Raw genomic sequence first — 25,888 nt, 5'->3', positions numbered from 1 at the left:
GTCAGTCGCTCCATTTGATGCAGCCCGCGCTCGAGCAGCGACCGCTCATGCGGCCGTCGATCGAGCTGGCGGTGTAGTTGAAGAGGCCGCCGCAGCGCACGCACTGCATCGAGGCCTTCACGGTCTCGGTGGGGCGCAGCGTCGCGGGGTTGTAGTGGCGGCGGAAGATCTCGTTCTTGGCGCGCGCCACCGCGCTGGAGAAGGCGCCGAAGCCGGGTGTTGTCATGGCGATTCCTCCGGCGGCGGCTGCATGCCGTGCTTGCACGTGGCTTGGCACTCGGCAGCACCAGGACCGCCCGGCTCGCCGTAGTCCCAGTCGTCGGTCTTTGCGCAGCGGAAAACAGCCTGCGAGCAGTCCCACCAGCCGATGGGGCAGGCTCGGCCACCCTGGAACAGCCAGAGGCGCCCGTTGTGCAGGCGCTGGTCGGAATTGCCTGCGATGGCCAGCGCGTCTGTGATGAGGGAGTCGAGAACCGCGGTGCTCAAGGCCGCACCCTCCGGAACTCGACCACCCACACCCAGGGATTCGCGTCCCAGCTGCCGACGCCGTTGATGGACTCCCACAGGTGCCGGTACCGCTTCACGTAGGTGTCGCACTCGCAGCAGTCCACATCGAAGATCACGCCCAGGTTGGCGCCGAGCGCGTTGTGGAGTCGAGTGCCGCCGCACCGGGGGCACAGGCGCCAGTCGTGCTCGGTGCGCTCGCTGTCCAGCCGCTCGCAGCCCTCTGCGTCGGCGTCCGCCTCGCTGATGTGCTGCAGGCGCTCGACGCGCACGCCGGTGATTTCGAGGTCGATGCGGCTGGCGTCGCGCGGCATATGGATCGCCGGCGTCCATTTCTTCTTGATGCCGAGCTTGTCGCCCAGGCGGTCGCCGTGCGTGTAGGTGGCACGGTAGTCCGTCTCGATCCAGCCGCCAGACTGGCCGATGATCTTGGCGTGCGTCTCGCGCACATAGAGCCGGTCGCCGGGCTGCCCGTAGGGGCTGCGGATCGGCTCCCAGCCCGGATGCATCTCGGCGCCGCCGAAACCCTCTTTCCACGCGTAGAAACGCGGCTTGTTGTCGGGATGGTGGTACGGCGTGACCTGGAATGTGTCGGCGGCTGGCTGCGGCTTCACCACGCGCCGCGTCTGCGTCTTTGTGCCGTCGAGCAGTGCGCGCACCATCGGCGCCGAGAACAGGATGGGGCGCTCTTTCACTGTTGGCACAGGCGGAAACTGCTCGGTGCTCACGAACTCAGGCGGCGCCATGTCGGGCCTCCCGCACGTCGAAGACCATGTCGTAGGAGCCCATCGCCGGCGGCATGCGCGATTCGAGATCGATGGTGACAACCAGGCCGCGCGCGCGGGCCGCGTCGACCAGCTGCTGGGCGGCCATCTGCAAGGCCTGGATCTCTTTGGCGCGCACGCGCTCGGGGGAAGTGTCGAGCAGTTGCATCATTCGTCTCCAGAGTGCTGCAGGGCCTTCTGCACGTCGGCGGAGAGGGTTTCGTCCTTGACGCTGGCGAACAGGCGGTCGTAGCTCCAGTTCGTGTCGCGGAACACCCGGCCGTCTTCGAAGTCTTCAAGGCAGGACAGCACGTCGTTGGCGATGTCCTTGTCTTCGGTCGTCTCGATCTGGAAGCGATCGAGCGCGTTCTTCACGCGGTACGGGCCCTCGCTCCAGTCTCCGCGCGTGCGCTGCATGGCCACGGCCAGGTCGAGGCGCTGGTCCTTCTCGCGCAGCGCGTCTAGCACGTCCGACCAGCTCGATTCCAGCGGCAGTTCGTAGCGCAACAGGATCGCGACCAACTCCATGTCGGCCTTGCGCTTCTCGACCAGCGCCGCGGCTTCGCGCTCGCGCTTGGCATCGGCCTGCTTGGCTTCTTCCTCGGCGCGCGCGGCGTAGGCGTCGTATTCCTTCTTCAGGCGCTCGTAGGTGCTCGTGGCGTGCTCGAAGCTGTCCGACGTCGGGCAGTGCCGGCGGAGGTCGGCGATGTAGCCGGCCGAGTGGGTGATCGACTTCGGGTAGCGAGCCCGGGACTTCGCGTCGCGCTCGCTGTAGGACTTCGGCATCCCGATCTCGGCCATGAGGGCCTCGACGCGCGCGGCCACAGCCTTGTTCGCCTCGATGGCCGGCAGATTCTTCTCGTGCGTGGCGACGTCACGGGCGCGGGCGGCTTCGAGTTCGCGTAGCGCATGGCCGGCCACGGCGCGCGGCTTGTCGGCGCCGTAGCTCATGCGGCTGGCGTAGCTCGCCGGGCTGCTCATGCACTTGCCGACGGCGCCGCAGGGCTCGACGGGCTGGATGGTAGGTGGGTTCATACTGCGGCTTTCACAGGACGGAGGTGGAAATGGCTCTTGAAAACATGCTTGCGGTGCTGCGCGGGCGACTCGAAGCTGAAAAGGCGCGCGACAGTCAGAAGGCCGTGTGGCAAGCGCTCTGGAACGAGGCACAGAAGGAGAGCGGGAAGCCCATCCCGTGCCCGTTCTGCTTCGTGCACACGAGCCAGGTGAATCGGATCGTTCCGTTGGGCAATGAGGGCCAAACTGCGCGGGGTCGCTGCGAGGTCTGTCGCAACGAGTACCGGTGGCCGGACGGCAACGCCTGACATCACGCGTCCTCCGCGCTGAACAGCAGGCCTTGCGCAGGGCTGGACGTGGGCACAGATGGCTGCGGAGATGGGCAATCGAAGGTCTCGGCGGCCCGCCGCGCTTCGCTTCTGCGTTCGAGAACGCGCGCCACGCCCGGAAGCGTCACCAGGCCTTGGCCACGATGCCAGTGGTAGACCTCCCACAGCCATTTCGGGCCGGGAAGCGAAGGGTCGGTCGCTGGGTTGTTCCGCAGCAGTTGGTCGTAGATCGGGTTGCTGACCACCCAGCCGGCGCGCGACTCGATGAGAAATGCGCGCAGGCCGAGTCGCAACCACAGTGGATCAAAGTCGCCAGGCTTGGCCCGGTAGCGCTCGCCGCGGAAAACGGAGCGGCACCAGTCCCGCTGCGCCGCGCGCTCTCTCCGCTCCAGCGACGGGCGCACGTAGACGGGGCGCAGTTCCTGCTGTGCATTACGGCGGCGGCTCATCGTGCGGCCTCCAAGTCGAGCATGTGCTGCACAGGGCGGCTCTCGATGGCGTCGGTCCACCGTACGGCTTCCCGCCAGTCGTTGGCGTTGCGGCCTTGCTTTCGAGCTGCAAAGCTCCAGGCCATCGAGTCGGCGGAATGCAGCATCGAGCGCACGAATGGGTGCGCCAGCGCGGTTGTCTTGAGGCCGAAACCGTGAAGCAGCAGATCGGGGCGAATCGACTTGATCGCCATGAGCACCGCGGCTACCTGGTCGGGCGAGCCATTGCGCTTGCAGACCGACCCGACCCCGACCCAGGCGCCACGAGCCAGCCGGGCACCATAGGCCTCGACGTGGCGCACGTAGTCGGCAGGGTCGAAACCCTGCAGCACCGGCAGGATGTACACGCCGCCGGTGTCTTCGGCGCGCAGCGCGTCGTAGCGCTCGATCGTGAGCCGCTGGTGCTCGGCCACCGATAGGCCGGTGATCTTCACGATGAACGGCTCGCACATGTAGTCCTGCGCGGCCGCGGCGAGCAGCCTGCCCGAGCCGTTGGCGGCCCAGCGTCGAATCTCGGCTGCGTAGCTCGAGACGTCATGCCGGTAGCCTCCGTGGCGCGAGATCTCGGTGAAGGCGCCGCTGTCCATGATCCAGTCGCCAACGTTCATGGGCGACTTTCGGGCGCGCAGGCGATTCACGCTCACAAAGGCGCCGTCGAAATGACGCGCATCGCTGGGCTGGTGGAGGCCGGTGAAGAATCTCACACGCCCTCCGAGAACAGGCTGAGCTGCTGCGCGCACCACGCGCGCACCACGCGCCCGGCCACGCGGCGCCGCCGGGCCCAGGCGAGCAGGGTGGCGCGCCAGCCGGCATGCGGCGTGCGGCGTGGCGCGCGCCTGCGCCAGGAACACGCGGGCCATGTGGCGGTCGTCCACCATCAGGCCTCCTGCACTTCCGGGTTGACGACCTCGCGCACCGCCTCGACGGTGATGCCGAGGGCCTGGGCTGCTGCGCGCGCGGCAGCCTCGCGGTCAGCGTTGAGGGCGAGGGCACGCGCGAACGCGGCCGTCACCTTCTGGATCGGGATGACGGTGAAGTCCATTCGGCTCAGGCCCTCGACGTGGCGGCGAAGATTTCCTCGGCCGTCTTGCCGGGCGCGGCCTTGCGGCGGCTCGTGGCAGTCTTCGCTGCTTCGGCCGGCGCATCGTTCGGGAACGGCCACGGGCCCTTGCCATCCCCGCCCTGTGCACCCTCGGCTTGTTGCTCGGCGGCCGGCGGCGCGTCGGGTCGCGATTCGGCGCTGGAGCTGTCGGAGATCAGGTCGTCTTCGACGCGAGGCCCAAGCAACTGGATCGACACTTCGCGGTTCTTGAAAGTGGCCAGCTTGCCGAACACCGCGACGTCCACGTCGTTGATTTCGCACTTCCACTGCCACGTTGTGGTTCCGCCTTCTTTGCACGTGATGTGCAATGCCTCGACGGTCACGTCCTTGAGCTCGATGTTCGACGGGCCGCCGGTGCCGTAGTCGTAGATCAGCGTGCAGCCGGTCTGCTTGTATGCCCAGGTGAAGCGACCGATGTGCTCACCGATGGGCGTGAGGTTCGGCAGATCGCTGATCGGCTCGACGCCTTCGAGGCTCTTCTGCATCGTTTCCGTTTTGGCGTCCTTGCAGTACATGCTGGATCGCAGCAGACCCGACAACTCGGACAAGGCGCTGTTCGGGCGTTCGGCCATGAACGACAGCACCACGCCAGGGTTGCTGTCGGCGGGACGGTTCTTCTGGCTCAGCACTTCGAGGTCGGTCTGCTTCGCCTTGGTGGGAGTTTCAAGTTCAAACATAGGTCATTGCTCCGGTGGTGAAAGAAAAGAAAGAGGGCGGCTGCTTGCGCAGCGCCGGCCGGGAACAGTTGGATGGAGGAGGGAGGGAGCCCGGCCGGCTGGTGTCGCCCGAAAGGGGGGTCAGAACGGCATGTCGTCGTCGGGGTCGGGCTCGGGGCGCTTCAGCAGCGTGATGGCCTCGACGGGCGCGTCGGCGGTACGACGCATCTCGGTGGCATGCAACACGTAGAACGAGTGCCCGGGACGGTGCCCAGCGAGACGGTCGGCTTCGTCGGTGGCTGCCTTGGCGCTGTGGTGCTTGTACCGGGGAGGCTGAATGCCCTCCGGGTTCCACACGAGCCAGAACTCGAGGTTGTCCATCGTCAGGCCGCGATCAGTTCGGCCGCGGCGCCGGTGGCCGCGAAGTAGACGGTCTGACAGGCGCGCACGTCGACGATGGCGCTGTGCGCACCTTCGAGCTTCGTGCCGGTGAAGAACTCGTAGGCCTCCGCCAAGCTGGCGCTCTTGTGCTTGAAGAAGCCGGCGCGCTTCATCTTGTCGGTGGGCGGCAGCTTCAGGATAGGCGTGCTGATCAGCTGCGTGCACTCGGCCTTGCCGGCCTTCCACTCGTCGGCGGTGGCTTCATCCAGGAATCGCATGCACGCGATGCGGGCGATGCGCGCGTCGAACGTCTCGTTGTGGCCGATGCGCACGTCGGCGCGGCGCCACATCGCCAACAGCATGCGCAGCGCGAGGTGCTCGGGGATGCCCACGTCCAGCGCCATCTCGGTCGTGATGCCGTGGATCGCCGAGACCTCTTCGGGAATCGTCCAGCCGTCGGGCTTCACGATCACGTCGAGCGAGCTGTACACGCGGCGCGTGTCGAGGTCGACCAGTTCGGCACCGAGCTGCACGATGTGCGGCTGGTTCGGGTGCTCGCTGGGTTCCTTGAACAGGGGGAGACCGGACGTCTCGAAATCGTAGACAAGAGCGAGTTTCATTGGATTTGTCCAAGCTGGTTGCGGTTGGTGATGGGGATGCGGCGGTGGCGGTCTTCGGCGTATGCAACCCGAAGGGATGCGCTGGTCTTGGCGCGGCTGTCGGCTCTGTGCGAGGCCCCGGTCTTGTGGTGCCGGTTGTGTTCGGCTGCGGACAGCAGCACCAGGTTGTCGGGGCCTTCGTTGTGGACGTTCTCGTCGCCGTGGTGGGCGTGTTCGGCCGGCGTCAGCGCGCGGCCGAGCTTCGATGCCAAGATCACTCGACTCCGGCGCACGTACTGGCCGCCGTGGCGCACCGCCACCTCTGGAAAGAAGGCGTGAGGGCGGATGCGCACGCGCCAATACGGGTTGCCACCGCGCGGTGCGTACTCGCCCACGACCTCGATGCCGTGCGGCAGCACGTACAGCGTGGGCTTGAGCGGGCGGCCCATCAGGCGGCTTCCTTGAGCTGGCCGACGTGGCCGTTGTTGATCCATTCCGCGGCGACGGAGGCCGGCAGGTTCGAGGGCAGCGCCTTTAGCGTGCCGAACAGGAGGGCGGTCTCGATCTCGCCGTTCTGGGCGAGCACATCGAGCCAGGCCAGCAGGTCGACGCGGCCCTGGGCGTCGAGCACGTCGAAGCGATCGAGAACGAGCAGCTTCACGCCCGACTGGAAGCTGATGGCCTCGGCGACCATCGCGTCCACGCGCCAGCGCTCCGACTCGCTCAACAGCGCATACGGGCGCGCGGTGCCGGTGGGCGTGAGGCACGTGATCGACATGTCGGCTTCGATGCCGACGCGCAGCCACTCGGCGTCCACGGCGCTCTGCTGCAGCCGGCTGTTGATGGGCGTCAGCGCCTCGGCGAGCATCTGGCCCGGGATGCCGTCCGGCGCCAGGTCGCCGGCGATCGCATCCCACGCCGCCACGTCGCCGTGGTGGCCCGCGGCGCTGGTCGTCTTCGTGGCGGCGTCCTTGCTGGCGCGCGCCAGTGCTTCGAGCTTTTCGACCTCGGCGGCAGCGGCCGCGCGCCTCTGCTTGAGCGTCGTGAGGCCCAGCGAGGCGGCATCGAGGTCCGACTGCTTCGGCGCGGCGGGCAGTTCGCCTTCGGTCAGCGCCTTGAGCTCGGCGGCGGCGGTGCGCGCCGCTTCGAGGTCGCGCTTGTCATTGGCCACGGCCGAGCGCAGAAGCTCGCGCGAGCGCACCAGCTCCGGCAGCGCGGCTGCCGCTTCCTCGTCGCGCACGCCGGTGGGCTGCTGGTAGGCCAGCAGATCCTTCCCCGCCAGCTCCACGAGGCCCTTGCAGTGGGGGCAGGTCAGCGGCTGCGTCGGCGCAGCGCCGGCCGCCTTCGCTTCCGTTTCCTGCACACGCGTCTCCCAGCCAACGAGATCCGCTTCATCGGCCGCCAGCTTCGCCTCGACACGCTCCACGCGGGCGGCGGGCTCGCGCAGCGCCGCGATGCGCGCCTCGCTGGCGGTGTGCGCGCGCATGTCGGCCTGCAGCGCGCCCAGCGTCTGGTTGCTGGCGGCGATCTGCTTGTCGACTTCGGCGAGCTGGTGCTGGGCCGCCGTCAGGGCAGCAGGATCGGTGGCGACTTCGGGGGCCTTCCAGGTCGCGGCCTTCACCGAGCCGTAGTTCTCGCCCGTCAGCGCGCGCCATGCACCCTTGGCCTCAGTCGCCTTGGCCTTGGCGTCGGTGCACGCCGCATCGAAGCCGGCGCGCAGCAACGGCAGCACACGCTCCACGCGCGCCTTGTCGTGGCCCTTGGCCAGCAGTCGCTCGGAGACGGTTTCGGGCGTGATGCGGATGCCCATGAGCCCGAACAGGAACGTGCGGCGGGCCTTGTCGTCCATGCTGTTGAAGCGCTGGGCGTCGAGCACATAGGGCAGCGCCGGCGGCACCGTGAAGCCCTTGCTCTGCGAGGCCTTGCCGCTGGGCAGCACGATGCTGGCCGTTTCCTGATCGGCGCCGGCGCCAGCCGTGAAGACTTCGGCGAAGCCGAGCTTCTGGCCTTCGTTCACCAGCGCGCCGTATTCCTTCTTCAAGCCGACACGCACGGCCTCGCCGGTGAGCGCCATGCGCACGGCTTCCTGCAGGCTGCTCTTGCCGGCGTAGTTGCTGCCAGCGAACAGGGTGACGGGCTTGGCCAGGGCCACGTCGGCCCGGCGGATGCCGAGGAAGTTCTCGGCGGTGATGTGGGTGATCTTCATGGTGGTGGTGCTCAGTCGACGGAAGGGGTGGTGCCGCGGGCGCGGCGGCTGGTGGGCGCGGCGGCGGGCGCGGCCGGCGCGGCCGGCGCGGGCGCGTCGGGCGTGCCTTCGAGTTCGGTGGCGCGGCGCTGGTAGACGTCGGAGAGGACGGCGCGCTCTTCTTCGCTCGGGTTCAAGGCGCGCAGGCCGTCCATGGCCGCGTCCAGCGAGTCCTGGTCCTGGCACGCGGCCAGCTTTTCGGCGAAGGCTGCGACGTCGAGCGTCGTGGCGGCCGCGGTATCGGTCGAGGCGGCTTGGCCTTCCGGCTCGCCGGCTGCAGCGGGTTCTTCGGTGCTCTCGGTGCTGTTCTTCTGAACGACGTCCGCCGGGGTGGATGGGCCGGTGCGCAGGTCTTCGGTGGAGACGTTGGTGATGCGGCCTTCGGTGTCCACGTCGACCACCACAGCGTCGATCGCTTCTTCGGTGGTGCGACCCATGCCCATGACGACGTCCGGCGCGTGGATGTTCCCGAAGAAGCTGCCGGCCCGGTACTGGAGCATCAGGTGCTTCATTTCGGTTTGCCACTTCGAGCCGGTCTTGCCGTACCAGCCCTCCTCGACAGCCAGCTTCATGCTGACCGGCGCGGACTCGATCACCGGCAGCCTCGCGGCCTTGGCGTCGTCGAGCGTGCGCACGTTCGCGGGAAAGGCCATGTTCCCCGGCAGAGCCCACGCGACACACACGAGGTTCTCCAGCTCGACGGTCACGTCTCTGAAGTCGAAGCCGCGCTTCTGTTCGTTCCAGCCTTGCTTTTCCCTGTACGTCGCCTTGATCAAGCCCTTGTTGACCACGTCAAAGCGCAGGGGGGTGAAGCGCCGGCTCGCATTGATCGCGGCGATCTTGTATTGGCCCGACCAGGTCAGCCGCCCCTCGATCACATTGGCGTTCTGCATCACTGCGGTGATGCTCATGCCGACGGCGCGGGCCGTCTCGATGGCCACAAGGCAGTTGCCCATTGCGTTCGGGTTCTCCACCCATTCCGTGCCCCCGCCGCGGACCTTCTTTTCATTGAACTGCCGGAACGCGGCGGGCACGGCGTTGGACGTGGAGAAGGCCGTAGCGATGCGCTGAGCCAGCGCGAAGCCGCGCGAGGAGAAGAGGTCGACCACCTGGTCGGCGGGCTCCTGCACCTGCGTCAACTGGTTGCGGCGCAGCTGCTCGATGGAGGCGGTGTTCGCGGCCGGGGCCGCAGCGGTTGCAGACATGGAATTTCCTTTGCGGGTTGAGGCGGATCAGTCGTGGTACTTGCAGTGCGCGGCGTAGGCCGGGCAGAACTTCTTCGAGCACAGCATCGACTTCGGGTTGGGCGGAAACACGCCGCTCTTCAACATGCCCGCAGCGATCTCGATGAGGCCCGGGAACTTCCCGTCGCCCAGCAGCGGCGTTTTCACGTCGGCGAGTTCGCCGGTGGCGCAGGGGGTGTCCTTGGTCGTCTGCAGGCCGATGATTTCGGCGGGGCCGTCCATGCGCTCTCCCGAGGCCTGCTCAGCCATCAGTGTGTAAATGCCCAGCTGGATGTGGTGGCCCTTGGTCACTGCGCGCCGGCCGCCGGCATCGGTCTTCTCGGTGGCGCGGCCGCCGGTCTTCACGTCGGAGATGCCTTTGCGGCCGTCTTCGACCTGGCGCACGCGGTCGGTGGTGCCGGTGACGCGCACCACACCGTGCTGCGTCGAGATGTCGAGGGCCGTGCACTTCAGTTCGACGGCGGTGTAGGTGCGCGTCGGTGCGATGTCGGCGCAGTAGCGCGTCGTCAGCTTCACCGCGAAGTTGTCGGCCTCGGCCGGCGAGAGGCTGTCATCCCAGGCCACTTCGTCCTTCGGCGCGGCCAAGGCTTCGCGCGAGGCGTCCACGGCCTCGGTGACGCTGATGAACTTGCCGTCGAGGATGGCTTGGTCGTAGGCCGCGGTGCCGGCGTGAACGGCCGTGCCGAGGTGCGCGGCGCCGCCCGACGGGCTGCGCAGACCCATGATGTTCTGCCAGTACCACTTGTACGAGCAGTCGAAGAGGCTGGGCCAGGAGCTGGCGCGCACGGTGGCGAGCGGCTGGTTGGCGGTGGTGGAGTCCATGGTGCGTGGGCCTTTCAAGGAATGAGGGTGAAGAAGGAGGGGAAGAAGAAGGCGACGGCGGCGGCCAGCAGGGCACACACGGCGGCGAAGGCGAGCCAGACCTCGATCAGCTGCAGCAGCTCGTCGATGGCGCTGTACGGCTGCGCGACAGGTTCGGGCGTGTCGTGCGGGAAGTAGTGAGGGCGGGCGCGGCTCATAGCGGGCTCCAGTTGTTGAAGATGAGGGCCGCAGCGATGCCGATCACCGCGACGACATAGAGGGCAACGTCGGCCGCACGGTGCGCGCGCGCCGGGTCGGGCATGGGCTCGATGCGAGCGATGGCGCTACGCTGGTTGCCCTGCAGCTGCTCGAGCGTTCGAGCGGTGGCGCGGCCGGTGTCGTGCGTTGCGTCGACGGTGCCGACGAATTGCCGCGGCGCGGTCAGCGGGGTATGGATCAGGCCTCGCATGCGCGTTCTCCAGTGAGTTGGTGGCGCTCGCGCATGCGCACCTTCTCCATGACGGAGAGGTGGTGCACCTGCTGGTTGCACAGCTCGTGCATCAGCGCCTTGTTCGCGATGTGGTTCGGGCCGCCATGCACGACGGCGACCAGGTGCTCGACAGTGATGTCGTTGCCGAGCGGTTGCCGGCATAGAAAGCAGGAATCGCCGTCGCGCTGCAGGAGCGCGCGCACCTCGACGGGATTGCGGGCCTTGCGCTTCGTGGCCACGCCAGCCGACCACGCCTGATTGCCCAGGAAGGCGGTCACCATCGTGAGCACGGCCTTCGTGACGGTGAACGAACCGTCAGCCTTGCGATACAGCACGTGGGTTTCCCCGGCGGCGCGGTAGCGAACAAACTCGTACGGGTTGGTGGTGACCAGCACTTCGGCGCCGCGCGAGGCGAGCCAGGTCTTGAGGTCAGCCTGACGCTTTGGAAGCTTGGCGGAGTAGAAGGCGCTCACGATGCGCCTCCCGTGCCCTTGGCGCGCAGCATGTCGCGAGCGAGCGCAATGGGGTGGTCCCCACCGAAGTGGGTGTCGGGCGCGTTGGCCTGAGCCCAGTCGTGCAAGCGTCGCAGCGTTTCGAGCAGGAGGGTCCGGTCGACGCGGGCCTCGATCTGGTCGGCCACGCGCCACGGCAGGCCGCCCGAGGCGTTCGCTTCCAGCACCGCGACCGGGATGCCGGCGCAGGCATTGAAGGCGGCGACCATGAACGCTGCGCGCTGTTCACAGTCGGGGCTACGGTCATCGTCTTCCATGCGCCAGACCACGAGGGCGGTGGCGCCGTGGCCGGGCGCGTTGATCTCGATCCAGTCGCCGCCGCAGACCCATTGCGCCAAGTCGTGACCGAAGATGACCTCGCCGAGCTTCATGGCCGGCGCGTTCTTCGCGGCGTTCAAAGGGCACCTCGGTTCTGCTGCTCGAGCGCGTAGTGGTCGGGCAGGGCGTAGTGCGCCGCTGTCGTCTTGATCACGGCGCCAGCGCGGTCGATGACCTGCGCCTGTTCTTCGGTGAGCTCGAACACCTCGGGGTGGTGCTTGGCCTCGACGCGCTCGCGGCGCGCGTTGCGCCGACTGGAGAGGTTGGATTGCGAGAACTTGCTCATGCCAGTTCCAGATCGCGCTGGGCGAAGAACTTGTTGAACATCGCGCGCGCCGCGGCGCCGTCGCTGAAGACCACCTCGATCGCTGCCTTGCCTTGCGGCAGGTTGTCGCGGTTGTCGAAGAGGAAGCTCTGGTGCGCTTCCATGAAGAAGAGCGCGCCCATCACGCCACCACCGAAGTCAGCGCGCCTTGCTGGCTGTGGCCGTCGTTGCCCAGGTAGATCACCTTCCCGGCGGTCTTCGACTTCGCGACGGCGAGGCGGTCGCTCATCTTGCTGAGCTGCTGGTGCACGAGCGTGCTCAGGTCGCGCCCGTAGTTGCCGGGGCGCATGCCGTTGAGCAGGCCGCGGCGGAAGTCGTTGGCGCTGGCAACTAAGGGGAGGCCCCAGAAGCGGCAAACAGCTGCGATGGCCTTGTCGACCATGGCGTCCGAGTACTCGCGGCGGGCGAACACGTAGTCGGCGCCGAAGTTCACCTGCTCGCCGTCGATCATGGCGAACCTGCTGCCCTTCAGGTCGATGGAGCCGTCGAAGTACGCGCCCTTGAAGACGTGCGCCACGGCTTCGACCTGCGCCGTGTTCGGGCCGTCAGTCCAGCCCACGCTGACCGATGCGCCGCCGCTGTAGACGCTGGAGCGAACCGAGAACTTGATGCCCGGGAAAGATTCCTTCAGCGCCGTGCGGATCAGTTTGGCTGTCTCGGCGCAGCTGATGTATTTCGTCATGCCCATCTCCTTGTTGATGAGCCGTAGATTACCCGCAGGTAATCAACGTGGTCAATACCCTTGGGTAATTATTTTTAGCGGTGGGTAATGAAGCCAGCGATCGAGCGCAAAAAAGCCCGCACGCGGCGGGCTTGGTGGCGACGCCCCCGGTAGGGGTTCGCTAAGGGGAGGGCGGTATCTACGCTACGAGTTCAGAACGCTCGCGCGGCGGGCAAAAGGAGCGATATGAAGAGCGAACAGTTGGCCAGTGCAGGGGAGTGGTCAGTGCCACAGGTGGCCGTAGCTGAGCCAAGTTTCTTGGCTACTGTGGCGCTCCCGGGTCTCCGTGCACGACGTAGTGGTCAGGCAGATGTACCACTTCAAATCCTGGCACTGTTTCCCCACGGAGGAGAGGTGCTGGCAATTGGCCATGCACAACCCAGTCAGCAAATGGGCTCGGACTTCCCGGCAGCAGGTCTACTCGGATCATGTAGGCTGGCCTGGAGAATCCTTCTGTGGGATATCCGTCGATCCATTCGGGGACGATCCAGCGTTGCCCATTGATCGTCAGCGTGTCGAAGGTGACCAGACCCCTCTCGGTGGCGGCCATCGTTTGCGTTATTTCCAGTGGTTGGGTCATCGTCAGTTGCAGCTGAAGTTGTTGCCTGCGCCCCGTGCGCAGAACGAGCCGTCGGTGCCGTGGAGGTTGCCGCCGGCGCCGTAGTTGTAGCGAACGCCGTTCTGTGCGCCCCAGCAGCCGGCGGTGTCGCAGTTCACGAACTGACCAGGCCCTCGGCGAGCGGGTGGAGCTGGTTGGTAGTACTGCTGTTGCTGGGCTGGCGCGGCCGTAGGACCACATGCCGCCTGCATCTCCTGCCATGCCCTGTCGAGCATGCCCCGGTCGGGCCTCATCGAGTTTCGCGACACCTCGTAGTTGCGTGTGGCGCGCTGGCAATCCTGTGCGAACGCACCGGCGCTGAGCAACGCCATCGTGAGTGCTGCAAAGATGAATTTCACCCGTCCTCCCACTTTCCGATGATGGTGCCCAGCACACGAAACGGTTGCCGAATCGGCTCATGCGATGGGTTTAGAGGCTGGAGCCACTGCCGCCCGTCCTCGTTCTTGTAGACCTTGAAAGTCACTTCGTCTTCGCCTTCCAGTTTGGCGATGATCCGATCGCCGTTCATGGGGCTGCGCTTCTCCGGGTCGACAAAGATGAAGCATCCCTCAGGGTAGGTCCGGCTGTTGCCGTGAGGCGCCGTCATGCTGTCGCCGCGCACGCGCAGGGCATATGACGAAGTGCTGTGATTGGCGGGGCAATGCATCCAGCGCTCAGCCTCCCCGGGGGGCAGTGGGTCTGATGCTGGGTTCCAGGTTCCCGCTTGAATCCAGGAGATCAGCGGGACCAGTGCTTGGACCGAGACATTCGTTTCTTCGACGTTGCTGAGCCCGTCGAGCCAGCCTTCTTTCTTGCGCGCACCCTTTTCTAGCTTTCGAGCGGTGACTTCGCCGATCGACTTGTATCCCGGCTCGTCCGACTCCTTGAGGGAGCGGCTGATGTAGGTCGCGGCCACGCCGCTCGCGCGCGCAAGCTCAGCCTGGGTCATCGTGGTGAGGATCTCGCGCAGCCTGCTGCGGCGTCGGTCAAAAACGTCCATCAGACGACGTTACCAGTAGGTAATTTACCGGAGGGTATTGATTTATCATTACCCATGGGTAAACTGAAGGGCATGCACTTCAAAGCCCATTACCTCGCGCTCAGCACCACAGCTCGTGACGACCTTGCTCGAAGAGCAGGCACTACCCGCGGCACGCTGAATCAAGTCGTTTACGCCGGAAAGGAAATCGAGCTCGGCCTCGCGGACTGCCTGGTAGCACTCTGCCAGGGCGTCGAACTGCCCGACCTCCCGTTGACGGAGCGTGCCAAGCACCAGCACGCAGTGCGGTCCGAGACGCCACCAGCCGAGAACGCAGAGCAGGGGGTCTGACCCGTGCCCGCCATTCCCTTCCACGTCCAGGTCCTGCTGGTGCTCGCCGCCTTCGCCATCGCCGCCGGTGTGGTGTTGGCCCTCATCGAGCTCTTCGACGACGAAGCGCTCGACGAGCAGCCGCTCAAGCAGGTCGACGGCGAGGTCGCCGATGTGCAGCCAGTCGCCGCCGTCGCTTCCGAAGTTCGTGTTTCGCATGGCTCTCAGTTTTGAGCCCGCGAGCCTCTCAACACCACTCAACTGATTCGAGGACCGTTGTGAACCAACTCGGTTTCCCCTCTGCCGTGACCGTTCAGGAGATCGCGCGCGAGAAGACGCTCGGCGGGGCCATCGGCCTGTGCGCCAAGGCCGCCGGCTACGAGCCTAAGGAAGTGATGGACGCCGTGCGCGTCGACGGCAAGCCGCTGGACAAGGCCCAGTGGTCGCGCTGGGAGTCGGGCCAGGAGGGCGTGATCTGGCCGAAGCTGCGCACCGTCATGGACTTCTGTGGCAACGATGCCCCGTTGCTGTGGATGAACCTGGATCGCGGCTACGACCTGTCCAGCATCCGTCGGCGCGAAACCGATCTCGAGCGAGAGCTTCGGGTGGTCCGGGAACAGGTGGCCCAGCTGCAGCACGACAAGCGCGTGCTGGTCGAGGCGCTGCGCGGAGCCGGCGCATGAGCACCGACACCAAGCTGATGCAGACCCTGGCCGCGATCGGGCAGCGCACCACGTACGACGAGATCGCCACGGCGACCGGCATCGACATCAAGCTGCTGATGAGCAACATCGCGAACCTCAAGAGCCGCGGGTACATCGAGCGTCTGAACGACGGCGAAGCGCCTCGCGTGATCGCGTACTTCCGGCGCACGACCGCTGGTGACGAGCGCGTCGGCAACGTGCCTGCGCCCGAGATCGAGCCGTATGTGGCGCAGACCACGGTGCAGCGGGCCATTCAACGCCGCCCGCTGCTGGCCACCGTGTGGGAGGCCGCTTAATGGAGTACGCGGACTTCCTCAAGTCCAAGGTGCAGATGGCGCCGTCGCTGGGCTTCGAGATCGACGCCAGCGAGGTGAACCCACTGCTGGCGCCGTTCCAGATCGCGACCGTGTGCTGGGCCGTGGCCGGCGGGCGCCGCGCCATCTTCAAGCGCTTCGGGTTGGGCAAGACCTTCGACCAGATCGAGATCGTGCGCATCGTGCGCGCTCGCGCCGGCGGCATGGGCCTGATCGTGCTGCCGCTGGGCGTGCGCCAGGAATTCCTGATCGATGCGCGCAAGCTGGCGACCGGGGACGACCCGAAGTTCACCGACGCGCAGCGCGCGGCGCTGAAGGCCTGGCAGGCCGCGGGCCCGGGCCGAGTGCCGCACCTGAAGTTCGTGCGCTCCCTGGCCGAGTGCGACGACCCGAACGGCATCTACCTGACGAACTACGAGACGGTGCGCGACGGGAAGCTCGACCCCGAGCTGTTCACCGTCGTGAGCCTCGATGAGGCCGACTGCCTGCGTGGCTTCGGCGGCAGCAAGACCTTCCGAGAGTTCATGGCGCTGTTCGCCGGCGATGACCGGCGCAACATGAAGGTTCGAGTGCGCACCGGCGGCGTGCCGTACCGCTTCGTGGCCACGGCCACGCCGAGCCCGAACGAGTTCGTCGAGCTGCTCGCCTACTGCGCCTACCTCGGCGTCATGGACGTGGGGCAGGCGAAGACGCGCTTCTTCAAGCGCAACAGCGAGAAGGCCGACCAGCTCACGATCCATCCGCACAAGGAGCGCGAGTTCTGGCTGTGGATGGCCAGCTGGGCCCTGTTCGTGCAGCTGCCCTCGGACCTCGATCCGAGCTTCTCCGACGAGGGCTACGTGCTGCCGGCGCTCGACGTGCGCTGGCACGAGATCCCGAGCGATCACAGCGAGGCCGGCGCCGACTCGCGCGGCCAGGGCCTCATGTTCAAGCACCAGGCCATCGGTGTCGTCGACGCTGCGCGCGAGAAGCGCGACAGCCTGCCGGCGCGCTTGGCCAAGCTGCGCGAGATCCGCGCCGAGGACCCCGCCGCGCACCGCGTCATCTGGCACGACCTCGAGGCCGAGCGCCACGCGATCGAGCGCGAGATGCCCGAGGTGGTGACGGTCTACGGCTCGCAGGAGTTGGACGAGCGCGAGGCCTCCGTCATCGCATTCGCCAACGGCCAGATCCGCGAACTGGCCGGCAAGCCCGTCATGTTGGGCGCGGGCTGCAACTTCCAGCGGCACTGCCACTGGGAGGTGTTCTTGGGCATCGGTCACAAGTTCAAGGACTTCATTCAAGCGATCCACCGCGTGCAGCGCTTCCTGCAGGAGCACACGGTGCGCGTCGACCTTATCTACACCGAAGCCGAGCGTGAGGTGCGCCGCAACCTCGAGCGGAAGTGGCAACAAGACATCGAACTGAGGCAGAAGATGAGCGAAATCATCCGCACCTACGGGCTCTCGCGTATTGCGATGGCCCAGACCCTGGCACGCGCAATGGGCGTGCCCCGCGTGGAAGTCTCGGGCCCGGGCTACACCGTCGTCAACGAGGACTGCGTCAACGAGACGCGGCGCATGGCCAGCGACAGCGTGGGCCTGATCCTGACGTCGATCCCGTTCAGCACGCAGTACGAGTACTCGCCGAACTACGCTGACTTCGGGCACACCGACAACAACGAGCACTTCTTCGCGCAGATGGACTTCCTGGTGCCGGAGCTGCTGCGCGTGCTGCAGCCGGGCCGGCTGGCCGCCATCCATGTGAAGAACCGCATCGTGCCCAGCGGCATGGTGCCGGGCGTCGGCTTCCAGACCGAGTACCCCTTCGACCTCGACACCGTGGCGTGCTTCCGCCGGCACGGCTTCCATTTCGTGGGCCGCAAGACCATCGTCACCGACGTGGTGCGCGAGAACGCTCAGACCTACCGGCTGGGCTGGTCCGAGCAGTGCAAGGACGGCTCGCGCATGGGCTTCGGCATGAACGAGTACCTGCTGCTGTTCCGCAAGGCTCCCACCGACGCCAGCCGCGGATACGCCGACCTGCCGGTGGTCAAGGACAAGGGCAAGTACTCACGCGCGCGGTGGCAGCTCGACGCCCACGGCTTCACGCGCTCGAGCGGCAACCGCGCGCTGCAGCCCGAGGACCTGGTGGGCATGCCCGCCGATGCCATCTTCAAGCTGTTCAAGGCGCACTCGCTGGGCACAGTGTTCGATTTCGAGCACGACGTGCGCCTCGGTGAAGCGCTGGCCGAGAAGGGCATGCTGCCGCCGTCGTTCATGCTGCTGCAGCCGCAGTCCTGGCACGACGACGTCTGGACCGACGTGACGCGCATGCGCACGCTCAACGGTGCCCAGTCGGCGGCCGGGCGCGAGATGCACCTGTGCCCCATGCAGTTCGACATCGCCGACCGGGCGATCACGCAGTACTCCAACCCCGACGACGAGGTCTACGACCCCTTCGGCGGCCTCATGACGGTGCCGTACCGTGCGATGAAGCTGGGCCGCCGCGGGCGCGGCTGCGAACTCAGCCCCAGCTACTTCGCCGACGGCGTCATGTACTGCGAGGCGGCGGCGCGCGAGATGAGCATGCCCAGCCTCTTCGATCTCGAGGCCGAGGAGCCGGCAGAGGAGGTGGCGTCTTGAGCCGTGCCACATCACCCAGCGCCGACACGGCGCCGGAGCCCAAGGACGCGAAGAAGACCAGCCGCTACCGGAAGGTCGAGGTGCGCACCTGGGGCGACGAGCGCTTTCGCGAGCTGTCGCCGATCCCACCGTGCGGCAAGGGCCTGTGGCTGTACCTGATCACGGGCCCGCACACCGGCCCGATCCCGGGCTTGTTCCGCGCCGGCCGTGCGGCGATGGCGGAAGAGCTGGATTGGGACATCGAAGCCTTCGACGAAGCCTTCCGGGAAGTCTTTCGGCAAGGCATGGCGAAAGCCGACTTCAAGGCCCGCGTGATGTGGGTGCCGAAGGCCATCAAGCACAACCGGCCCGAGTCCCCCAACGTGGTGCGCAGCTGGGCCGCCGAGTTCGACCTGATCCCCGAATGCGACCTCAAGCGAGAGGCCTACGAATCGCTGAAAGCCAGTATCCATGCGCTCGGAGAGTCTTTCGCCAAGGCTTTCGATGACTCTTTCGGAAAGCCTTCCCCAAAGCCTTCCCCGAAGGCTATGGCGAATCAGGAACAGGAACAGGAACAGGAACAGGAACAGGAACAGGAACAGCACGGGGGAGTAAACCCCCCCGCACCCCCCGCCTTTGCGCTGACGCCTTCGGCGCCACCGCCCGCGGTGACGACGCCGGCTCCGCCACGGGCAGGGCCTGCGCCCGCTCCGAAGCCGAGGAAGGCGGCCGAGCCGAAGGCTGAAGCGCCGACTGCCGGGACCTGGAAGGCCTACGCAAACAGCTACGAAGTCCGCTACCGCGTGCAGCCGGTGCGCAACGCGACGGTCAACGGCCAGCTGGCCAACCTGGTCGCGCGCCTTGGCGCGGAGGAGGCGCCGTCGGTCGCCGCGTACTACGTCCGCAGCAACAACAGCCGGTACGTCAGCGCCGGCCATTCGGTCGGGATGCTGCTGATGGACGCCGAGAAGCTCCGCACGGAGTGGGCGACCGGCCGTCAGACCACGGCCACACAGGCCCGACTGGTCGACCAGACCCAAACCAACGCCAACGCATTCGCCGGGCTGCTCGCCGAAGCCCAGCAGAAGGAAGCCCATGGCCAGCATTGAACTCCTGCAAGCTGTTGCGGTCACCGCCGAGCTGTGCGGCCGTACGTTCACCGAAGGCGCCGCGCGCATGTTCGTGAACGACCTGTCGCTGTATCCCGAGGCTGCGGTGCTGGGGGCGCTGTCGCGCTGCCGGCGCGAGGTGCGCGGCGTGCTCACCGTCCAGGACGTGGTCAGCCGACTGGACGACGGGCGCCCCGGCGTGGATGAGGCATGGGCGATGTTGCCCTTCGACGAACAGACGTCGGTGGTGTGGTCCGAAGACATGGCGGCCGCATTCGGCGTGGCGCTCCCGCTGCTGCGCGAGGGCGATCGCACCGCCGCGCGCTTCGCGTTTCGCGAGGCCTACACCAAGGCCGTCGCGGCGGCGCGCGACGCTGGGCGCCCGGTGAACTGGTGGGCCTCCCTGGGCCACGACGTCGACGGTCGAGGCGTTGCGCTCAAGGAAGCCGTCGACAAGGGCCGCCTCAGCCTGGAACAGGCCCAGGTGCTGCACCCGATGCTGCCTGGCGCCTTGAAGGTGGCTGCGCTGGCCCTGAGTGCAGTTGAACGCCTCGAGGTGAGCCATGACGACTGAAGCTGGCGACCAGTACCGCTGCCTCGTGAGTTTCTGCCAGATGACGGGCGGCATCTTCCTGGCCGGCCCGCATGCCCCGGGCATCTGCTCATACCACTACGGCGTTGTCGGGCGCGAGGTGGAGCGCGTCACGCAGATCCTGCTGGACTGGGAGTGCGTGACCTACGAGATCAACGCCTGCCGCAGTGCCCACCAGAAGGTCGACATCGACAAATCGGCCGTGGCCAAGGCCTGGACGCGCCTGCAGCCGGCGCTCCGCGGCCAGTGGTTGGTGGAGCTGGCGCCGATCGAGGGCTGCAGCTATGTCAGCTGGGGCCACCAGCTCGAGAAGTTCCTCGATGCGCGCGTGCGGGAAGCCTTGCAGAGGAAGGCCGCATGAACCGCCCGATGACCCGTTCACAGATCTGGAGGAGCGCCGCGCGCGCCTTCGAGATCCGCAATCGCAAGGCGCTCAGCGTCGAGCAGGTGCGCCAGCCCGACGCTGGCGAGACGCCGCTCAGCCGCAGCGAGATCGCCTTCGCCGTGCGTGAGGGGCTGATCGCCGTTCACACAGACCGCGACATGGAAACCACAGCAGGAGCATCCACATGACCGTTTTGCACTTTCACGTTCCCGGCCAGCCAGTGGGCAAGGGCCGCCCCCGCATCGGCAAGGCGGGCGGCCACGCTCGCATGTACACGCCGGAGAAGACGGTGAACTACGAAGGCCTCGTGGCCTACGCCGCCCAGCAGGCGATGGCCGGGGCCGCACTGCTCGAGGGCGCGTGCGATGTGAAGCTGCGCATCGACTGCCAGATCCCCACGAGCTGGTCGCAGAAGAAGCAGCGCGCCGCGGCCGCCGGCGAGATCCGGCCGACCACAAAGCCAGACGCCGACAACGTTATCAAGGCGATCTTCGACGCCATGAACGGCGTGGTGTGGAAAGACGACGTGCAGGCCGTCGACCTTGCCGTGTCGAAGCGCTACAGCATGGTGCCGGGCGTCGCTGTGCGCGTAGAGCTGCTGGACGCCAGCGCCCCGGCGCCGCTGCAGGCCGACCTGCTGGGAGCGGCTGCATGAAGCGCGTGCGCGATCGCATCCTGGCCATTGCGGACAGGCGCCCGCCTGACTTCGTCATCGGCGGCACCGAGCATCCCTACCTGCTGCGCTGGTGGCTCATCCCGCGCAATCCGGTCTTCAACGTCTATCTGCACTGCTTCCTGCGCAGCGACGACGACCGCGCGCTGCACACACATCCGTGGCTGTTCAACTGCAGCTGGCTGCTCGCCGGCAACTATCGCGAGTGGTTCCGCTGGCTGGGCATGCTGAACTTCGCCGACCGCGCCGCCGGCGCTCTGAAGTTCCGCTGGGGCCCGGCCGCGCACCGCGTTGAGCTCACGAGCGGCCCCTGCTGGACGCTATTCATCACCGGCCCGCGCATCCGCCCGTGGGGCTTCCTGTGCCCGCAGGGTTTCGTGCACTGGCAGGACTTCACAGATGCGCGCGACAAGGGCGCGGTGGGCAAGGGCTGCAATCAGTGACCAAGCCGTCTTCCATCCTGATCATGAAGGCCCACCCGCTGGCGGGTTGGTCGGAGCACGAGCTGTCGATCGTGCGCCGGTTCATCTTCGACGGCATCCAGGGCCTGAACGAGCAGCACAACACGCGCTGGCGTCGGTTCTGGTCGCGGATCTGGAAGGCCGAGGTCGGCCAGGTCTTCCAGTTCGACAACGTCGTCGAGCGCTCGGGCCCGTTCCATCGCATGCACATGGGCATGGAACAGCGGCTGTTCGAGAGCCAGGAGCGCTGGGGCCAGCTGGAGCCCTTCCGCGACTGGCTGAAGGTCGGCGCCGCCTGGGGCGACTACCAGGTCAACCCCCGCGGCGCGCTGCGCTTCGTGCCGCGCAGCACCTCGTACGAGCAGTGCAGCGACGACGAGATGCGGGAGGTGCATGCCGCCATGCTGGCCTTCCTGCACACGCCGGGCGCGCAGCGCCGGCTCTGGCCGCACCTGTCGGCTGCCAAGCGCGCCGAAATGCTCGAGGCGGTGCTGCAGCCGCGCGAGGAGGGCCCGCAGCCATGAAGTTCCCGAAGCGCGCCTACGTGCGCAGCCCGAAGCTGCTGGCCGCCTGCCGCGAGCTGCCGTGCCAGCACTGCGGCCGAAGCGAGTACGGGCGCGTGTGCGCCGCGCACAGCAACTGGGGCGTGCACGGCAAGGGCGGGCACATCAAGGCGGATGACAACCGCGTCGCGGCGCTGTGCGACCGCTGCCACGTGCCCGTGCTCGATCAGGGCAGCCGCCTCAAGCGCGACGAACGCAAGGCCATGTGGCAGGCCGCTCACCAGAAAACCGTCCGCGAGCTTCTGCGCCGCGGACTTTGGCCGGCCGAGGTGCCGGTGCCAGACATCAGGAGCTTCGACGCATGACCGTTTCTCTCACACCCAAGCAGGCCGAGGTGCTGGCGTTCATGCGCGAATTCTTCGCGCTCAACGATCAGCTGCCGCCGGCGAGCGCGTTGCGGGCGCGCTTCGGCTGGGCCAGCGACAACGCCGCCGCCAGCTACCTCATGACCTTGGCCAAGAAGGGCCACATCGAACACAACGCGGTGGGGAAGTACCGCTTCGCACGGGGGGATGCATGCGCAAGCAATGCCGTCGCAAGCACTACGCCCTGACAAACCCGATCGCGCTGGCGATCGACGGCGCGCGCATCACGGATGACGAGCGCCTCGACAAGCTGCGGCTGCTCGAGCTGTCCGCCATTCAGGCCTTCGCCACTGGCGCGGCAACCGTTGACGACTGGCGCACCGTGGCGGACCTGACCAACCTCGCGCAGACGATGTGCGACATGGGCGTCGGGCCCGAGGTGATGCCGGCCGCGCTGCAGGTCGAGAGCGTGCTCAACGAGGCACACCAGCGCCACGCCGCCACCGGCCGCATGGGCACCACCGGGCCGGGCCTGCACGCCATGCGCGAGCTGCAGGAGTGGCACCACCTGCAGCGCACCAGCGTCGCACGCTCGGTCTACGAGACCGCGATCGTCCGCACCGCCAACCGCATTCGCGGCGCCCACCCGAGCGTCAAGGTGTGCTCCGGCGGAGCGGCACCCCACACGGGAGTCCGATGAGCCAGAAGCCACCGCAACCCATCCGCCGCGGCATCGGCGAGTTGGTCTACCAGACCATCCTCGACCTGCACAACGCCGGGCGCGTCGCCACGCGCACCGTCGTGAAGGAGCTGACAGGCCAGAGCTACAGCGTGGTCGACGACCACGTGAAGCGGATGCTCGAGGACGGACGCCTGCGCCGCGTGCTGCCGGGCGTCTTCGAGCCGGTCGAGGAGCTGCCGCCGGCGCAGGCCATCTCGCTGACTGTGCTGCCCAGCGGCATGGCCAAGCTCGAGGTCGGCGACCTGTGCCTCGACCTGAACCCCGCCGACTGCCGCCGCATCGGCAGCCTGTTCCGCGGCAGCGCCGAGGAGCTGGCGGGCCTGCAGAACGCTCGCGAGCTCACCGACAGCGTCGCCGAGCTGCGGCGCTACCAGGTCGCGGCCACTGCGCGCGAGAAGGAACGCGACAACGCCATCCGCGTGCTGCAGGGCGTCCCTGAGCAGGCGGAGATCGATTTCAGCTAACCGGCCGCGAGGCCATCACCCCGGGCCCTGAGCCCATTTCAACCAGGAGAGAACCATGAACCATCCCCACTCCCTCAGCCTCGGCAGCGGCCGAGCCATTCAGGCCAGCGCCGAGCAGCCCCGTGAGCGCGAGATCCCGGATCTGCTCGGCCAACTGCTCGGCGCGGCCCAGTCGGCCTCGACATCGCTGGGCATGCTGCTCGAGCGCATCGGCCCGGTCATGCGTGCGGAAAGCCCCTCGGCCACCAGCGGCACCGGGGAAGCGCCTGCTTACACCGACCTCGGCAGCTCGCTTCATGACCTGCTGCGACGCGTGCGCGGCCTGGACGCGCTGGCCCAGGATGCCCTCAACCGTCTCGAACTGCCCTGAGAACCTTGCCCTCAACTACCAGGAAAACCATGATCCCCAGCATCGAAGAAATCCTCGCCATGTTCGCCAAGGGCGACTGCACCCAGGAGCAGGCGCTCCAGTGGATCGGCAGCCACATCGACGCCGCCACGCGCGACGCCGCGCTGCTCGATCATTTCGCCAGCACCGCAGCGATCGGGCGTGACACTGACGGCAATATCCAGACGCGCAGCGCCGCCGCGGTGATGGGCGAGGACCCGCCCTCCTGGGACGCGCATCCTGGCCTGGCCATGCAGTGGTGGTGCGACGCCGAGGCGCGCATCCGCTACCTGAAGGCCGAATCGATGATGAAGGCTCGCATTCTGTGAGCTTCCGGCGCATCAGCCCCCTAGGTGCGCCGGCACCCGCCACCGGCGAGGTGTCGACGTTCGTTGTGCCTGTCGGTTTGGATCCGCGCGACGCGGTGCTCGAGCGCTGCCACGCCGATCCGAACTACCAGCGCTGGGTGCTGGCCTGCCTGCAGGTACGGCTCAGCATTCAGGCGGATCAAACGTTCCGGCACCCGGTTGACCGGCGGGCGGAGGTGGCTCGGATCATTCGTGCGGCTGTGGAACGCCAGGCGGCTGACCCCCAGTAGGGATTGGTCGCCCCGCAGGGCGGCCAGAAGATTCGGGCCTCACTCCATTCGAGGCCTCATGACCACCACCGTCCACATCGCCATCAGCGGCAACAAGCAGGTCACCGTCCAGACGCAGGCCGGCCAGACCCTGCTGCAGCCCGGCGCGCACCACACCTTCACCGTTCACGGCGACGGCGAGATCAAGATCCGCGAGCAAGGCGAATTCGTCTCCGCCCCCGACCTGCCGCTGGTGCGCCCGCACCAGGACACTCCCACCGCCGCGCCCAGCGCCTGAACACTGGCAGGGTCTGCCGCGTGCGCTCCGCGCGGTGGCTAAGCGGGCCGTGCCCGACCTGGCCGGTGGCCACACCGACTTCCCCGTCATGGCAAGGGGGCACCCGCCGGTAGCCGCGGCATCCAATCCTGAGGAATCCCATGCAATTCACCGGCTCCCGTCTCGCCGCCTTCGCGCTCGCCGCGCTGGCCTTCGCATCCAGTTCCGTCACCACGGCCGTCGACCGCGTCGCCACCTGTTGCCGCGCCGCCTACCGCTTCGCCTGCGACTTCGTGGTGAGCGTGCCGGCGAAGTTCGCCGAGCCCGTGCTGCAGCTGGTCGCCCGCCCGGTCGAGCTGGTGCAGGCCTGCGCCTACGCGGTGGGCCTAGCCAAGCGCCAGCGGCCGCGCGTCATGCCCGGCTGGCGGATGTGCCCGTCGACCTGATCGAACTTGCGAAATTTCGCAATTCGGCAACTTCACGCCCACGGGCCACGTGGGCAAGCCGCTGCCGCGAGAGCAGCGCCGGGGGCAACCGGCAACCTCCTTCGAACTCGCATCCGCCATGCGGGAGAATGTCGCCCTTCATGATCCGAGGGAGAGGCGATGCCAGAGGACGAAGACACAAAAATCAGGCGAAACCTCGTGGCCTACGCCACCATCGTTTTACTGCTTGCATGGCTCAAGCTTCCCTTGGAGCTCGTCAGCGAGAAGTTGCTGGGTATCAGCGCGAAGCAGGATTTCGTCATTTCTCAGCGTCGCGTGTGGCTTGCGGCAGGCGCGCTGCTCGTCTATTTGACTTGGCGCTATCGGTTCTCAGACGAACATCAGAGCGGACTCAAAGGTCTGCGGAACGAGTTTGGGACGTTGGAACGGAAAGTCCTAAAGCGGTGGCTAGGTTGGGAACTGGCCTTGTGTTCAAAATTCGAAGTAAGAGGCTCGGTACTCGGGGATCATCAACGGCTACTACAAGGCGCCCGTGAGCGCCTCGGCGCCCCCGAACAGCAGTCCAAGCTAGTGCACGTGAAACTTCACGACGCAGCACTCGGTAATTTCGAACGTGGCGACTACATTCCCTCGCGCGTATCAGGCCACGCCGCGATCGACTATCTTTTCGTGTCGACCGACGGCTCTAAGATACCGGTGTCGCAGCCAGTCGACTTCCGGCTCACGAGGCTCCACACAATTGGAAAGTTCCTTTGGGTGAGCGCTTGGCTGTTGATCTATTCCCGGGCGAGTGTTGCGTTCCTTGCGCCTTGGGTCTTAACGATCTTCGCGGCGGGCATCATCGCGAAGCGGCTCTGGCAACTTTGGTGAGAAAAGCGCCTGCCG

The 25,888-nt window shown here is 67.0% G+C and carries 47 protein-coding genes; 21 read left to right on the top strand and 26 right to left on the bottom strand.

The window, feature by feature from the left end; translation table 11 throughout:
* Nucleotide 1 precedes the first annotated feature (1 nt).
* The 5 genes from AC1RAA_RS11280 to AC1RAA_RS11260 are packed head-to-tail and all read right to left on the bottom strand — an operon-like array spanning nucleotide 2 to nucleotide 2,303.
* On the bottom strand, nucleotides 2-226 hold the full coding sequence (locus tag AC1RAA_RS11280) for a hypothetical protein (RefSeq protein ID WP_492729322.1): 225 nt from the start codon (nucleotides 224-226) through the stop codon (nucleotides 2-4).
* Entirely contained in the window at nucleotides 223-486 is a 264-nt protein-coding gene (locus tag AC1RAA_RS11275) for a hypothetical protein (protein WP_492729324.1), read from the bottom strand. Before AC1RAA_RS11275 ends, AC1RAA_RS11280 begins: the two co-directional genes overlap by 4 nt.
* Nucleotides 483-1,199 (bottom strand): hypothetical protein, encoded by a 717-nt coding sequence (locus AC1RAA_RS11270; protein WP_492729836.1) that lies wholly within the window; start codon nucleotides 1,197-1,199, stop codon nucleotides 483-485. Before AC1RAA_RS11270 ends, AC1RAA_RS11275 begins: the two co-directional genes overlap by 4 nt.
* Nucleotides 1,200-1,236: 37 nt before the next feature.
* Nucleotides 1,237-1,437, bottom strand: coding sequence for a hypothetical protein (locus AC1RAA_RS11265; protein WP_492729326.1), 201 nt, complete (start codon nucleotides 1,435-1,437; stop codon nucleotides 1,237-1,239).
* Nucleotides 1,437-2,303 (bottom strand): hypothetical protein, encoded by an 867-nt coding sequence (locus AC1RAA_RS11260; RefSeq protein ID WP_492729328.1) that lies wholly within the window; start codon nucleotides 2,301-2,303, stop codon nucleotides 1,437-1,439. The genes AC1RAA_RS11265 and AC1RAA_RS11260 overlap by 1 nt, the downstream gene beginning before the upstream one ends.
* A 29-nt stretch (nucleotides 2,304-2,332) precedes the next feature.
* On the opposite strand from AC1RAA_RS11260, the gene AC1RAA_RS11255 reads away from it, so the two are divergent.
* On the top strand, nucleotides 2,333-2,590 hold the full coding sequence (locus AC1RAA_RS11255) for a hypothetical protein (RefSeq protein ID WP_492729330.1): 258 nt from the start codon (nucleotides 2,333-2,335) through the stop codon (nucleotides 2,588-2,590).
* A gap of 2 nt (nucleotides 2,591-2,592) precedes the next feature.
* On the opposite strand, the gene AC1RAA_RS11250 is transcribed toward AC1RAA_RS11255, so the two are convergent.
* The 21 genes from AC1RAA_RS11250 to AC1RAA_RS11150 form a co-directional block, all read right to left on the bottom strand.
* Nucleotides 2,593-3,060: a Rel homology DNA-binding domain-containing protein gene (locus AC1RAA_RS11250; RefSeq protein ID WP_492729332.1), complete on the bottom strand. Its 468-nt coding sequence runs from the start codon at nucleotides 3,058-3,060 to the stop codon at nucleotides 2,593-2,595.
* Nucleotides 3,057-3,977 carry a deazapurine DNA modification protein DpdA family protein gene (locus AC1RAA_RS11245; protein ID WP_492729334.1) on the bottom strand — a complete coding sequence of 307 codons (921 nt, stop codon included), beginning with the start codon at nucleotides 3,975-3,977 and terminating at the stop codon, nucleotides 3,057-3,059. Before AC1RAA_RS11245 ends, AC1RAA_RS11250 begins: the two co-directional genes overlap by 4 nt.
* Nucleotides 3,977-4,141, bottom strand: a complete 165-nt coding sequence (locus AC1RAA_RS11240; protein WP_492729335.1) for a hypothetical protein — start codon at nucleotides 4,139-4,141, stop codon at nucleotides 3,977-3,979. The genes AC1RAA_RS11245 and AC1RAA_RS11240 overlap by 1 nt, the downstream gene beginning before the upstream one ends.
* 5 nt (nucleotides 4,142-4,146) lie before the next feature.
* A complete protein-coding gene (locus tag AC1RAA_RS11235; RefSeq protein ID WP_492729337.1) occupies nucleotides 4,147-4,830 on the bottom strand; it encodes a hypothetical protein in 684 nt (227 codons plus the stop codon).
* 168 nt (nucleotides 4,831-4,998) lie between these two features.
* Nucleotides 4,999-5,238 carry a hypothetical protein gene (locus AC1RAA_RS11230; protein WP_492729339.1) on the bottom strand — a complete coding sequence of 80 codons (240 nt, stop codon included), beginning with the start codon at nucleotides 5,236-5,238 and terminating at the stop codon, nucleotides 4,999-5,001.
* Nucleotides 5,239-5,240: 2 nt separating this feature from the next.
* Entirely contained in the window at nucleotides 5,241-5,858 is a 618-nt protein-coding gene (locus tag AC1RAA_RS11225) for a 3'-5' exonuclease (RefSeq protein ID WP_492729341.1), read from the bottom strand.
* Nucleotides 5,855-6,286: a hypothetical protein gene (locus AC1RAA_RS11220; protein ID WP_492729342.1), complete on the bottom strand. Its 432-nt coding sequence runs from the start codon at nucleotides 6,284-6,286 to the stop codon at nucleotides 5,855-5,857. The genes AC1RAA_RS11225 and AC1RAA_RS11220 overlap by 4 nt, the downstream gene beginning before the upstream one ends.
* On the bottom strand, nucleotides 6,286-8,043 hold the full coding sequence (locus AC1RAA_RS11215; protein WP_492729344.1) for an AAA family ATPase: 1,758 nt from the start codon (nucleotides 8,041-8,043) through the stop codon (nucleotides 6,286-6,288). Before AC1RAA_RS11215 ends, AC1RAA_RS11220 begins: the two co-directional genes overlap by 1 nt.
* 11 nt (nucleotides 8,044-8,054) lie before the next feature.
* On the bottom strand, nucleotides 8,055-9,287 hold the full coding sequence (locus tag AC1RAA_RS11210; RefSeq protein WP_492729346.1) for a hypothetical protein: 1,233 nt from the start codon (nucleotides 9,285-9,287) through the stop codon (nucleotides 8,055-8,057).
* A 27-nt stretch (nucleotides 9,288-9,314) separates the two neighbouring features.
* A complete protein-coding gene (locus AC1RAA_RS11205) occupies nucleotides 9,315-10,148 on the bottom strand; it encodes a RecB family exonuclease (protein WP_492729348.1) in 834 nt (277 codons plus the stop codon).
* Between the two features lie 14 nt (nucleotides 10,149-10,162).
* Nucleotides 10,163-10,345 (bottom strand): hypothetical protein, encoded by a 183-nt coding sequence (locus AC1RAA_RS11200; RefSeq protein ID WP_492729350.1) that lies wholly within the window; start codon nucleotides 10,343-10,345, stop codon nucleotides 10,163-10,165.
* Nucleotides 10,342-10,596, bottom strand: a complete 255-nt coding sequence (locus tag AC1RAA_RS11195; protein ID WP_492729352.1) for a hypothetical protein — start codon at nucleotides 10,594-10,596, stop codon at nucleotides 10,342-10,344. The genes AC1RAA_RS11200 and AC1RAA_RS11195 overlap by 4 nt, the downstream gene beginning before the upstream one ends.
* Complete coding sequence (locus AC1RAA_RS11190; RefSeq protein WP_492729354.1) at nucleotides 10,584-11,090, bottom strand: HNH endonuclease; 507 nt, start codon at nucleotides 11,088-11,090, stop codon at nucleotides 10,584-10,586. The genes AC1RAA_RS11195 and AC1RAA_RS11190 overlap by 13 nt, the downstream gene beginning before the upstream one ends.
* Nucleotides 11,087-11,527: a hypothetical protein gene (locus tag AC1RAA_RS11185; RefSeq protein WP_492729356.1), complete on the bottom strand. Its 441-nt coding sequence runs from the start codon at nucleotides 11,525-11,527 to the stop codon at nucleotides 11,087-11,089. Before AC1RAA_RS11185 ends, AC1RAA_RS11190 begins: the two co-directional genes overlap by 4 nt.
* Nucleotides 11,524-11,733, bottom strand: a complete 210-nt coding sequence (locus AC1RAA_RS11180) for a hypothetical protein (RefSeq protein WP_492729358.1) — start codon at nucleotides 11,731-11,733, stop codon at nucleotides 11,524-11,526. Before AC1RAA_RS11180 ends, AC1RAA_RS11185 begins: the two co-directional genes overlap by 4 nt.
* A complete protein-coding gene (locus tag AC1RAA_RS11175) occupies nucleotides 11,730-11,894 on the bottom strand; it encodes a hypothetical protein (RefSeq protein ID WP_492729360.1) in 165 nt (54 codons plus the stop codon). The genes AC1RAA_RS11180 and AC1RAA_RS11175 overlap by 4 nt, the downstream gene beginning before the upstream one ends.
* Nucleotides 11,894-12,454 carry an LPD29 domain-containing protein gene (locus tag AC1RAA_RS11170; RefSeq protein WP_492729362.1) on the bottom strand — a complete coding sequence of 187 codons (561 nt, stop codon included), beginning with the start codon at nucleotides 12,452-12,454 and terminating at the stop codon, nucleotides 11,894-11,896. The genes AC1RAA_RS11175 and AC1RAA_RS11170 overlap by 1 nt, the downstream gene beginning before the upstream one ends.
* A gap of 301 nt (nucleotides 12,455-12,755) precedes the next feature.
* Nucleotides 12,756-13,073 (bottom strand): hypothetical protein, encoded by a 318-nt coding sequence (locus tag AC1RAA_RS11165; protein ID WP_492729364.1) that lies wholly within the window; start codon nucleotides 13,071-13,073, stop codon nucleotides 12,756-12,758.
* Nucleotides 13,074-13,075: 2 nt separating this feature from the next.
* Nucleotides 13,076-13,210, bottom strand: coding sequence for a hypothetical protein (locus tag AC1RAA_RS11160; RefSeq protein WP_492729366.1), 135 nt, complete (start codon nucleotides 13,208-13,210; stop codon nucleotides 13,076-13,078).
* 236 nt (nucleotides 13,211-13,446) lie between these two features.
* On the bottom strand, nucleotides 13,447-14,091 hold the full coding sequence (locus tag AC1RAA_RS11155; RefSeq protein ID WP_492729368.1) for a LexA family protein: 645 nt from the start codon (nucleotides 14,089-14,091) through the stop codon (nucleotides 13,447-13,449).
* 48 nt (nucleotides 14,092-14,139) lie between these two features.
* Nucleotides 14,140-14,619: a hypothetical protein gene (locus AC1RAA_RS11150; protein WP_492729370.1), complete on the bottom strand. Its 480-nt coding sequence runs from the start codon at nucleotides 14,617-14,619 to the stop codon at nucleotides 14,140-14,142.
* Between the two features lie 86 nt (nucleotides 14,620-14,705).
* Here AC1RAA_RS11150 and AC1RAA_RS11145 point away from each other — a divergent pair, with 86 nt between their 5' ends.
* From AC1RAA_RS11145 to AC1RAA_RS11050, 20 genes are all read left to right on the top strand, one after another.
* A complete protein-coding gene (locus tag AC1RAA_RS11145; RefSeq protein ID WP_492740569.1) occupies nucleotides 14,706-15,083 on the top strand; it encodes a hypothetical protein in 378 nt (125 codons plus the stop codon).
* Entirely contained in the window at nucleotides 15,080-15,400 is a 321-nt protein-coding gene (locus AC1RAA_RS11140) for a hypothetical protein (RefSeq protein ID WP_492729374.1), read from the top strand. Before AC1RAA_RS11145 ends, AC1RAA_RS11140 begins: the two co-directional genes overlap by 4 nt.
* On the top strand, nucleotides 15,400-18,042 hold the full coding sequence (locus AC1RAA_RS11135; RefSeq protein WP_492729376.1) for a DNA methyltransferase: 2,643 nt from the start codon (nucleotides 15,400-15,402) through the stop codon (nucleotides 18,040-18,042). The genes AC1RAA_RS11140 and AC1RAA_RS11135 overlap by 1 nt, the downstream gene beginning before the upstream one ends.
* Nucleotides 18,039-19,130, top strand: a complete 1,092-nt coding sequence (locus AC1RAA_RS11130) for a hypothetical protein (protein ID WP_492729378.1) — start codon at nucleotides 18,039-18,041, stop codon at nucleotides 19,128-19,130. The genes AC1RAA_RS11135 and AC1RAA_RS11130 overlap by 4 nt, the downstream gene beginning before the upstream one ends.
* On the top strand, nucleotides 19,117-19,704 hold the full coding sequence (locus AC1RAA_RS11125; protein ID WP_492729380.1) for a hypothetical protein: 588 nt from the start codon (nucleotides 19,117-19,119) through the stop codon (nucleotides 19,702-19,704). Before AC1RAA_RS11130 ends, AC1RAA_RS11125 begins: the two co-directional genes overlap by 14 nt.
* On the top strand, nucleotides 19,694-20,083 hold the full coding sequence (locus AC1RAA_RS11120) for a hypothetical protein (protein WP_492729382.1): 390 nt from the start codon (nucleotides 19,694-19,696) through the stop codon (nucleotides 20,081-20,083). The genes AC1RAA_RS11125 and AC1RAA_RS11120 overlap by 11 nt, the downstream gene beginning before the upstream one ends.
* The gene (locus AC1RAA_RS11115) at nucleotides 20,080-20,295 is read left to right on the top strand and encodes a hypothetical protein (protein WP_492729384.1); all 216 of its coding nucleotides are present in this window, start codon (nucleotides 20,080-20,082) and stop codon (nucleotides 20,293-20,295) included. Before AC1RAA_RS11120 ends, AC1RAA_RS11115 begins: the two co-directional genes overlap by 4 nt.
* Nucleotides 20,292-20,762, top strand: coding sequence for a RusA family crossover junction endodeoxyribonuclease (locus tag AC1RAA_RS11110; RefSeq protein WP_492729386.1), 471 nt, complete (start codon nucleotides 20,292-20,294; stop codon nucleotides 20,760-20,762). Before AC1RAA_RS11115 ends, AC1RAA_RS11110 begins: the two co-directional genes overlap by 4 nt.
* Entirely contained in the window at nucleotides 20,759-21,223 is a 465-nt protein-coding gene (locus AC1RAA_RS11105) for a hypothetical protein (protein WP_492729388.1), read from the top strand. Before AC1RAA_RS11110 ends, AC1RAA_RS11105 begins: the two co-directional genes overlap by 4 nt.
* On the top strand, nucleotides 21,220-21,765 hold the full coding sequence (locus tag AC1RAA_RS11100; RefSeq protein ID WP_492729390.1) for a hypothetical protein: 546 nt from the start codon (nucleotides 21,220-21,222) through the stop codon (nucleotides 21,763-21,765). The genes AC1RAA_RS11105 and AC1RAA_RS11100 overlap by 4 nt, the downstream gene beginning before the upstream one ends.
* Nucleotides 21,762-22,109 carry a hypothetical protein gene (locus AC1RAA_RS11095; protein ID WP_492729392.1) on the top strand — a complete coding sequence of 116 codons (348 nt, stop codon included), beginning with the start codon at nucleotides 21,762-21,764 and terminating at the stop codon, nucleotides 22,107-22,109. The genes AC1RAA_RS11100 and AC1RAA_RS11095 overlap by 4 nt, the downstream gene beginning before the upstream one ends.
* Nucleotides 22,106-22,357 carry a LexA family protein gene (locus tag AC1RAA_RS11090; RefSeq protein ID WP_492729394.1) on the top strand — a complete coding sequence of 84 codons (252 nt, stop codon included), beginning with the start codon at nucleotides 22,106-22,108 and terminating at the stop codon, nucleotides 22,355-22,357. The genes AC1RAA_RS11095 and AC1RAA_RS11090 overlap by 4 nt, the downstream gene beginning before the upstream one ends.
* Nucleotides 22,321-22,809, top strand: coding sequence for a hypothetical protein (locus AC1RAA_RS11085; RefSeq protein ID WP_492729396.1), 489 nt, complete (start codon nucleotides 22,321-22,323; stop codon nucleotides 22,807-22,809). The genes AC1RAA_RS11090 and AC1RAA_RS11085 overlap by 37 nt, the downstream gene beginning before the upstream one ends.
* Nucleotides 22,806-23,315, top strand: coding sequence for a hypothetical protein (locus AC1RAA_RS11080; protein WP_492729398.1), 510 nt, complete (start codon nucleotides 22,806-22,808; stop codon nucleotides 23,313-23,315). The genes AC1RAA_RS11085 and AC1RAA_RS11080 overlap by 4 nt, the downstream gene beginning before the upstream one ends.
* A 55-nt stretch (nucleotides 23,316-23,370) precedes the next feature.
* Nucleotides 23,371-23,685 (top strand): hypothetical protein, encoded by a 315-nt coding sequence (locus tag AC1RAA_RS11075; protein WP_492729400.1) that lies wholly within the window; start codon nucleotides 23,371-23,373, stop codon nucleotides 23,683-23,685.
* Nucleotides 23,686-23,714: 29 nt separating this feature from the next.
* A complete protein-coding gene (locus AC1RAA_RS11070; RefSeq protein ID WP_492729402.1) occupies nucleotides 23,715-24,032 on the top strand; it encodes a hypothetical protein in 318 nt (105 codons plus the stop codon).
* Nucleotides 24,029-24,301 carry a hypothetical protein gene (locus AC1RAA_RS11065; protein WP_492729403.1) on the top strand — a complete coding sequence of 91 codons (273 nt, stop codon included), beginning with the start codon at nucleotides 24,029-24,031 and terminating at the stop codon, nucleotides 24,299-24,301. Before AC1RAA_RS11070 ends, AC1RAA_RS11065 begins: the two co-directional genes overlap by 4 nt.
* A 58-nt stretch (nucleotides 24,302-24,359) precedes the next feature.
* Nucleotides 24,360-24,578 (top strand): hypothetical protein, encoded by a 219-nt coding sequence (locus tag AC1RAA_RS11060; RefSeq protein WP_492729405.1) that lies wholly within the window; start codon nucleotides 24,360-24,362, stop codon nucleotides 24,576-24,578.
* Between the two features lie 140 nt (nucleotides 24,579-24,718).
* Complete coding sequence (locus tag AC1RAA_RS11055) at nucleotides 24,719-25,003, top strand: hypothetical protein (RefSeq protein ID WP_492729407.1); 285 nt, start codon at nucleotides 24,719-24,721, stop codon at nucleotides 25,001-25,003.
* Between the two features lie 198 nt (nucleotides 25,004-25,201).
* A complete protein-coding gene (locus tag AC1RAA_RS11050; protein WP_492729409.1) occupies nucleotides 25,202-25,873 on the top strand; it encodes a hypothetical protein in 672 nt (223 codons plus the stop codon).
* Nucleotides 25,874-25,888 lie beyond the last annotated feature (15 nt).

The organism is Variovorax sp. GW823-FHT04F07, assembly GCF_058795995.1.
The sequence above is the reverse complement of the archived record's forward strand: the minus strand, read 5'-3'. Positions and strand labels throughout refer to the sequence as shown.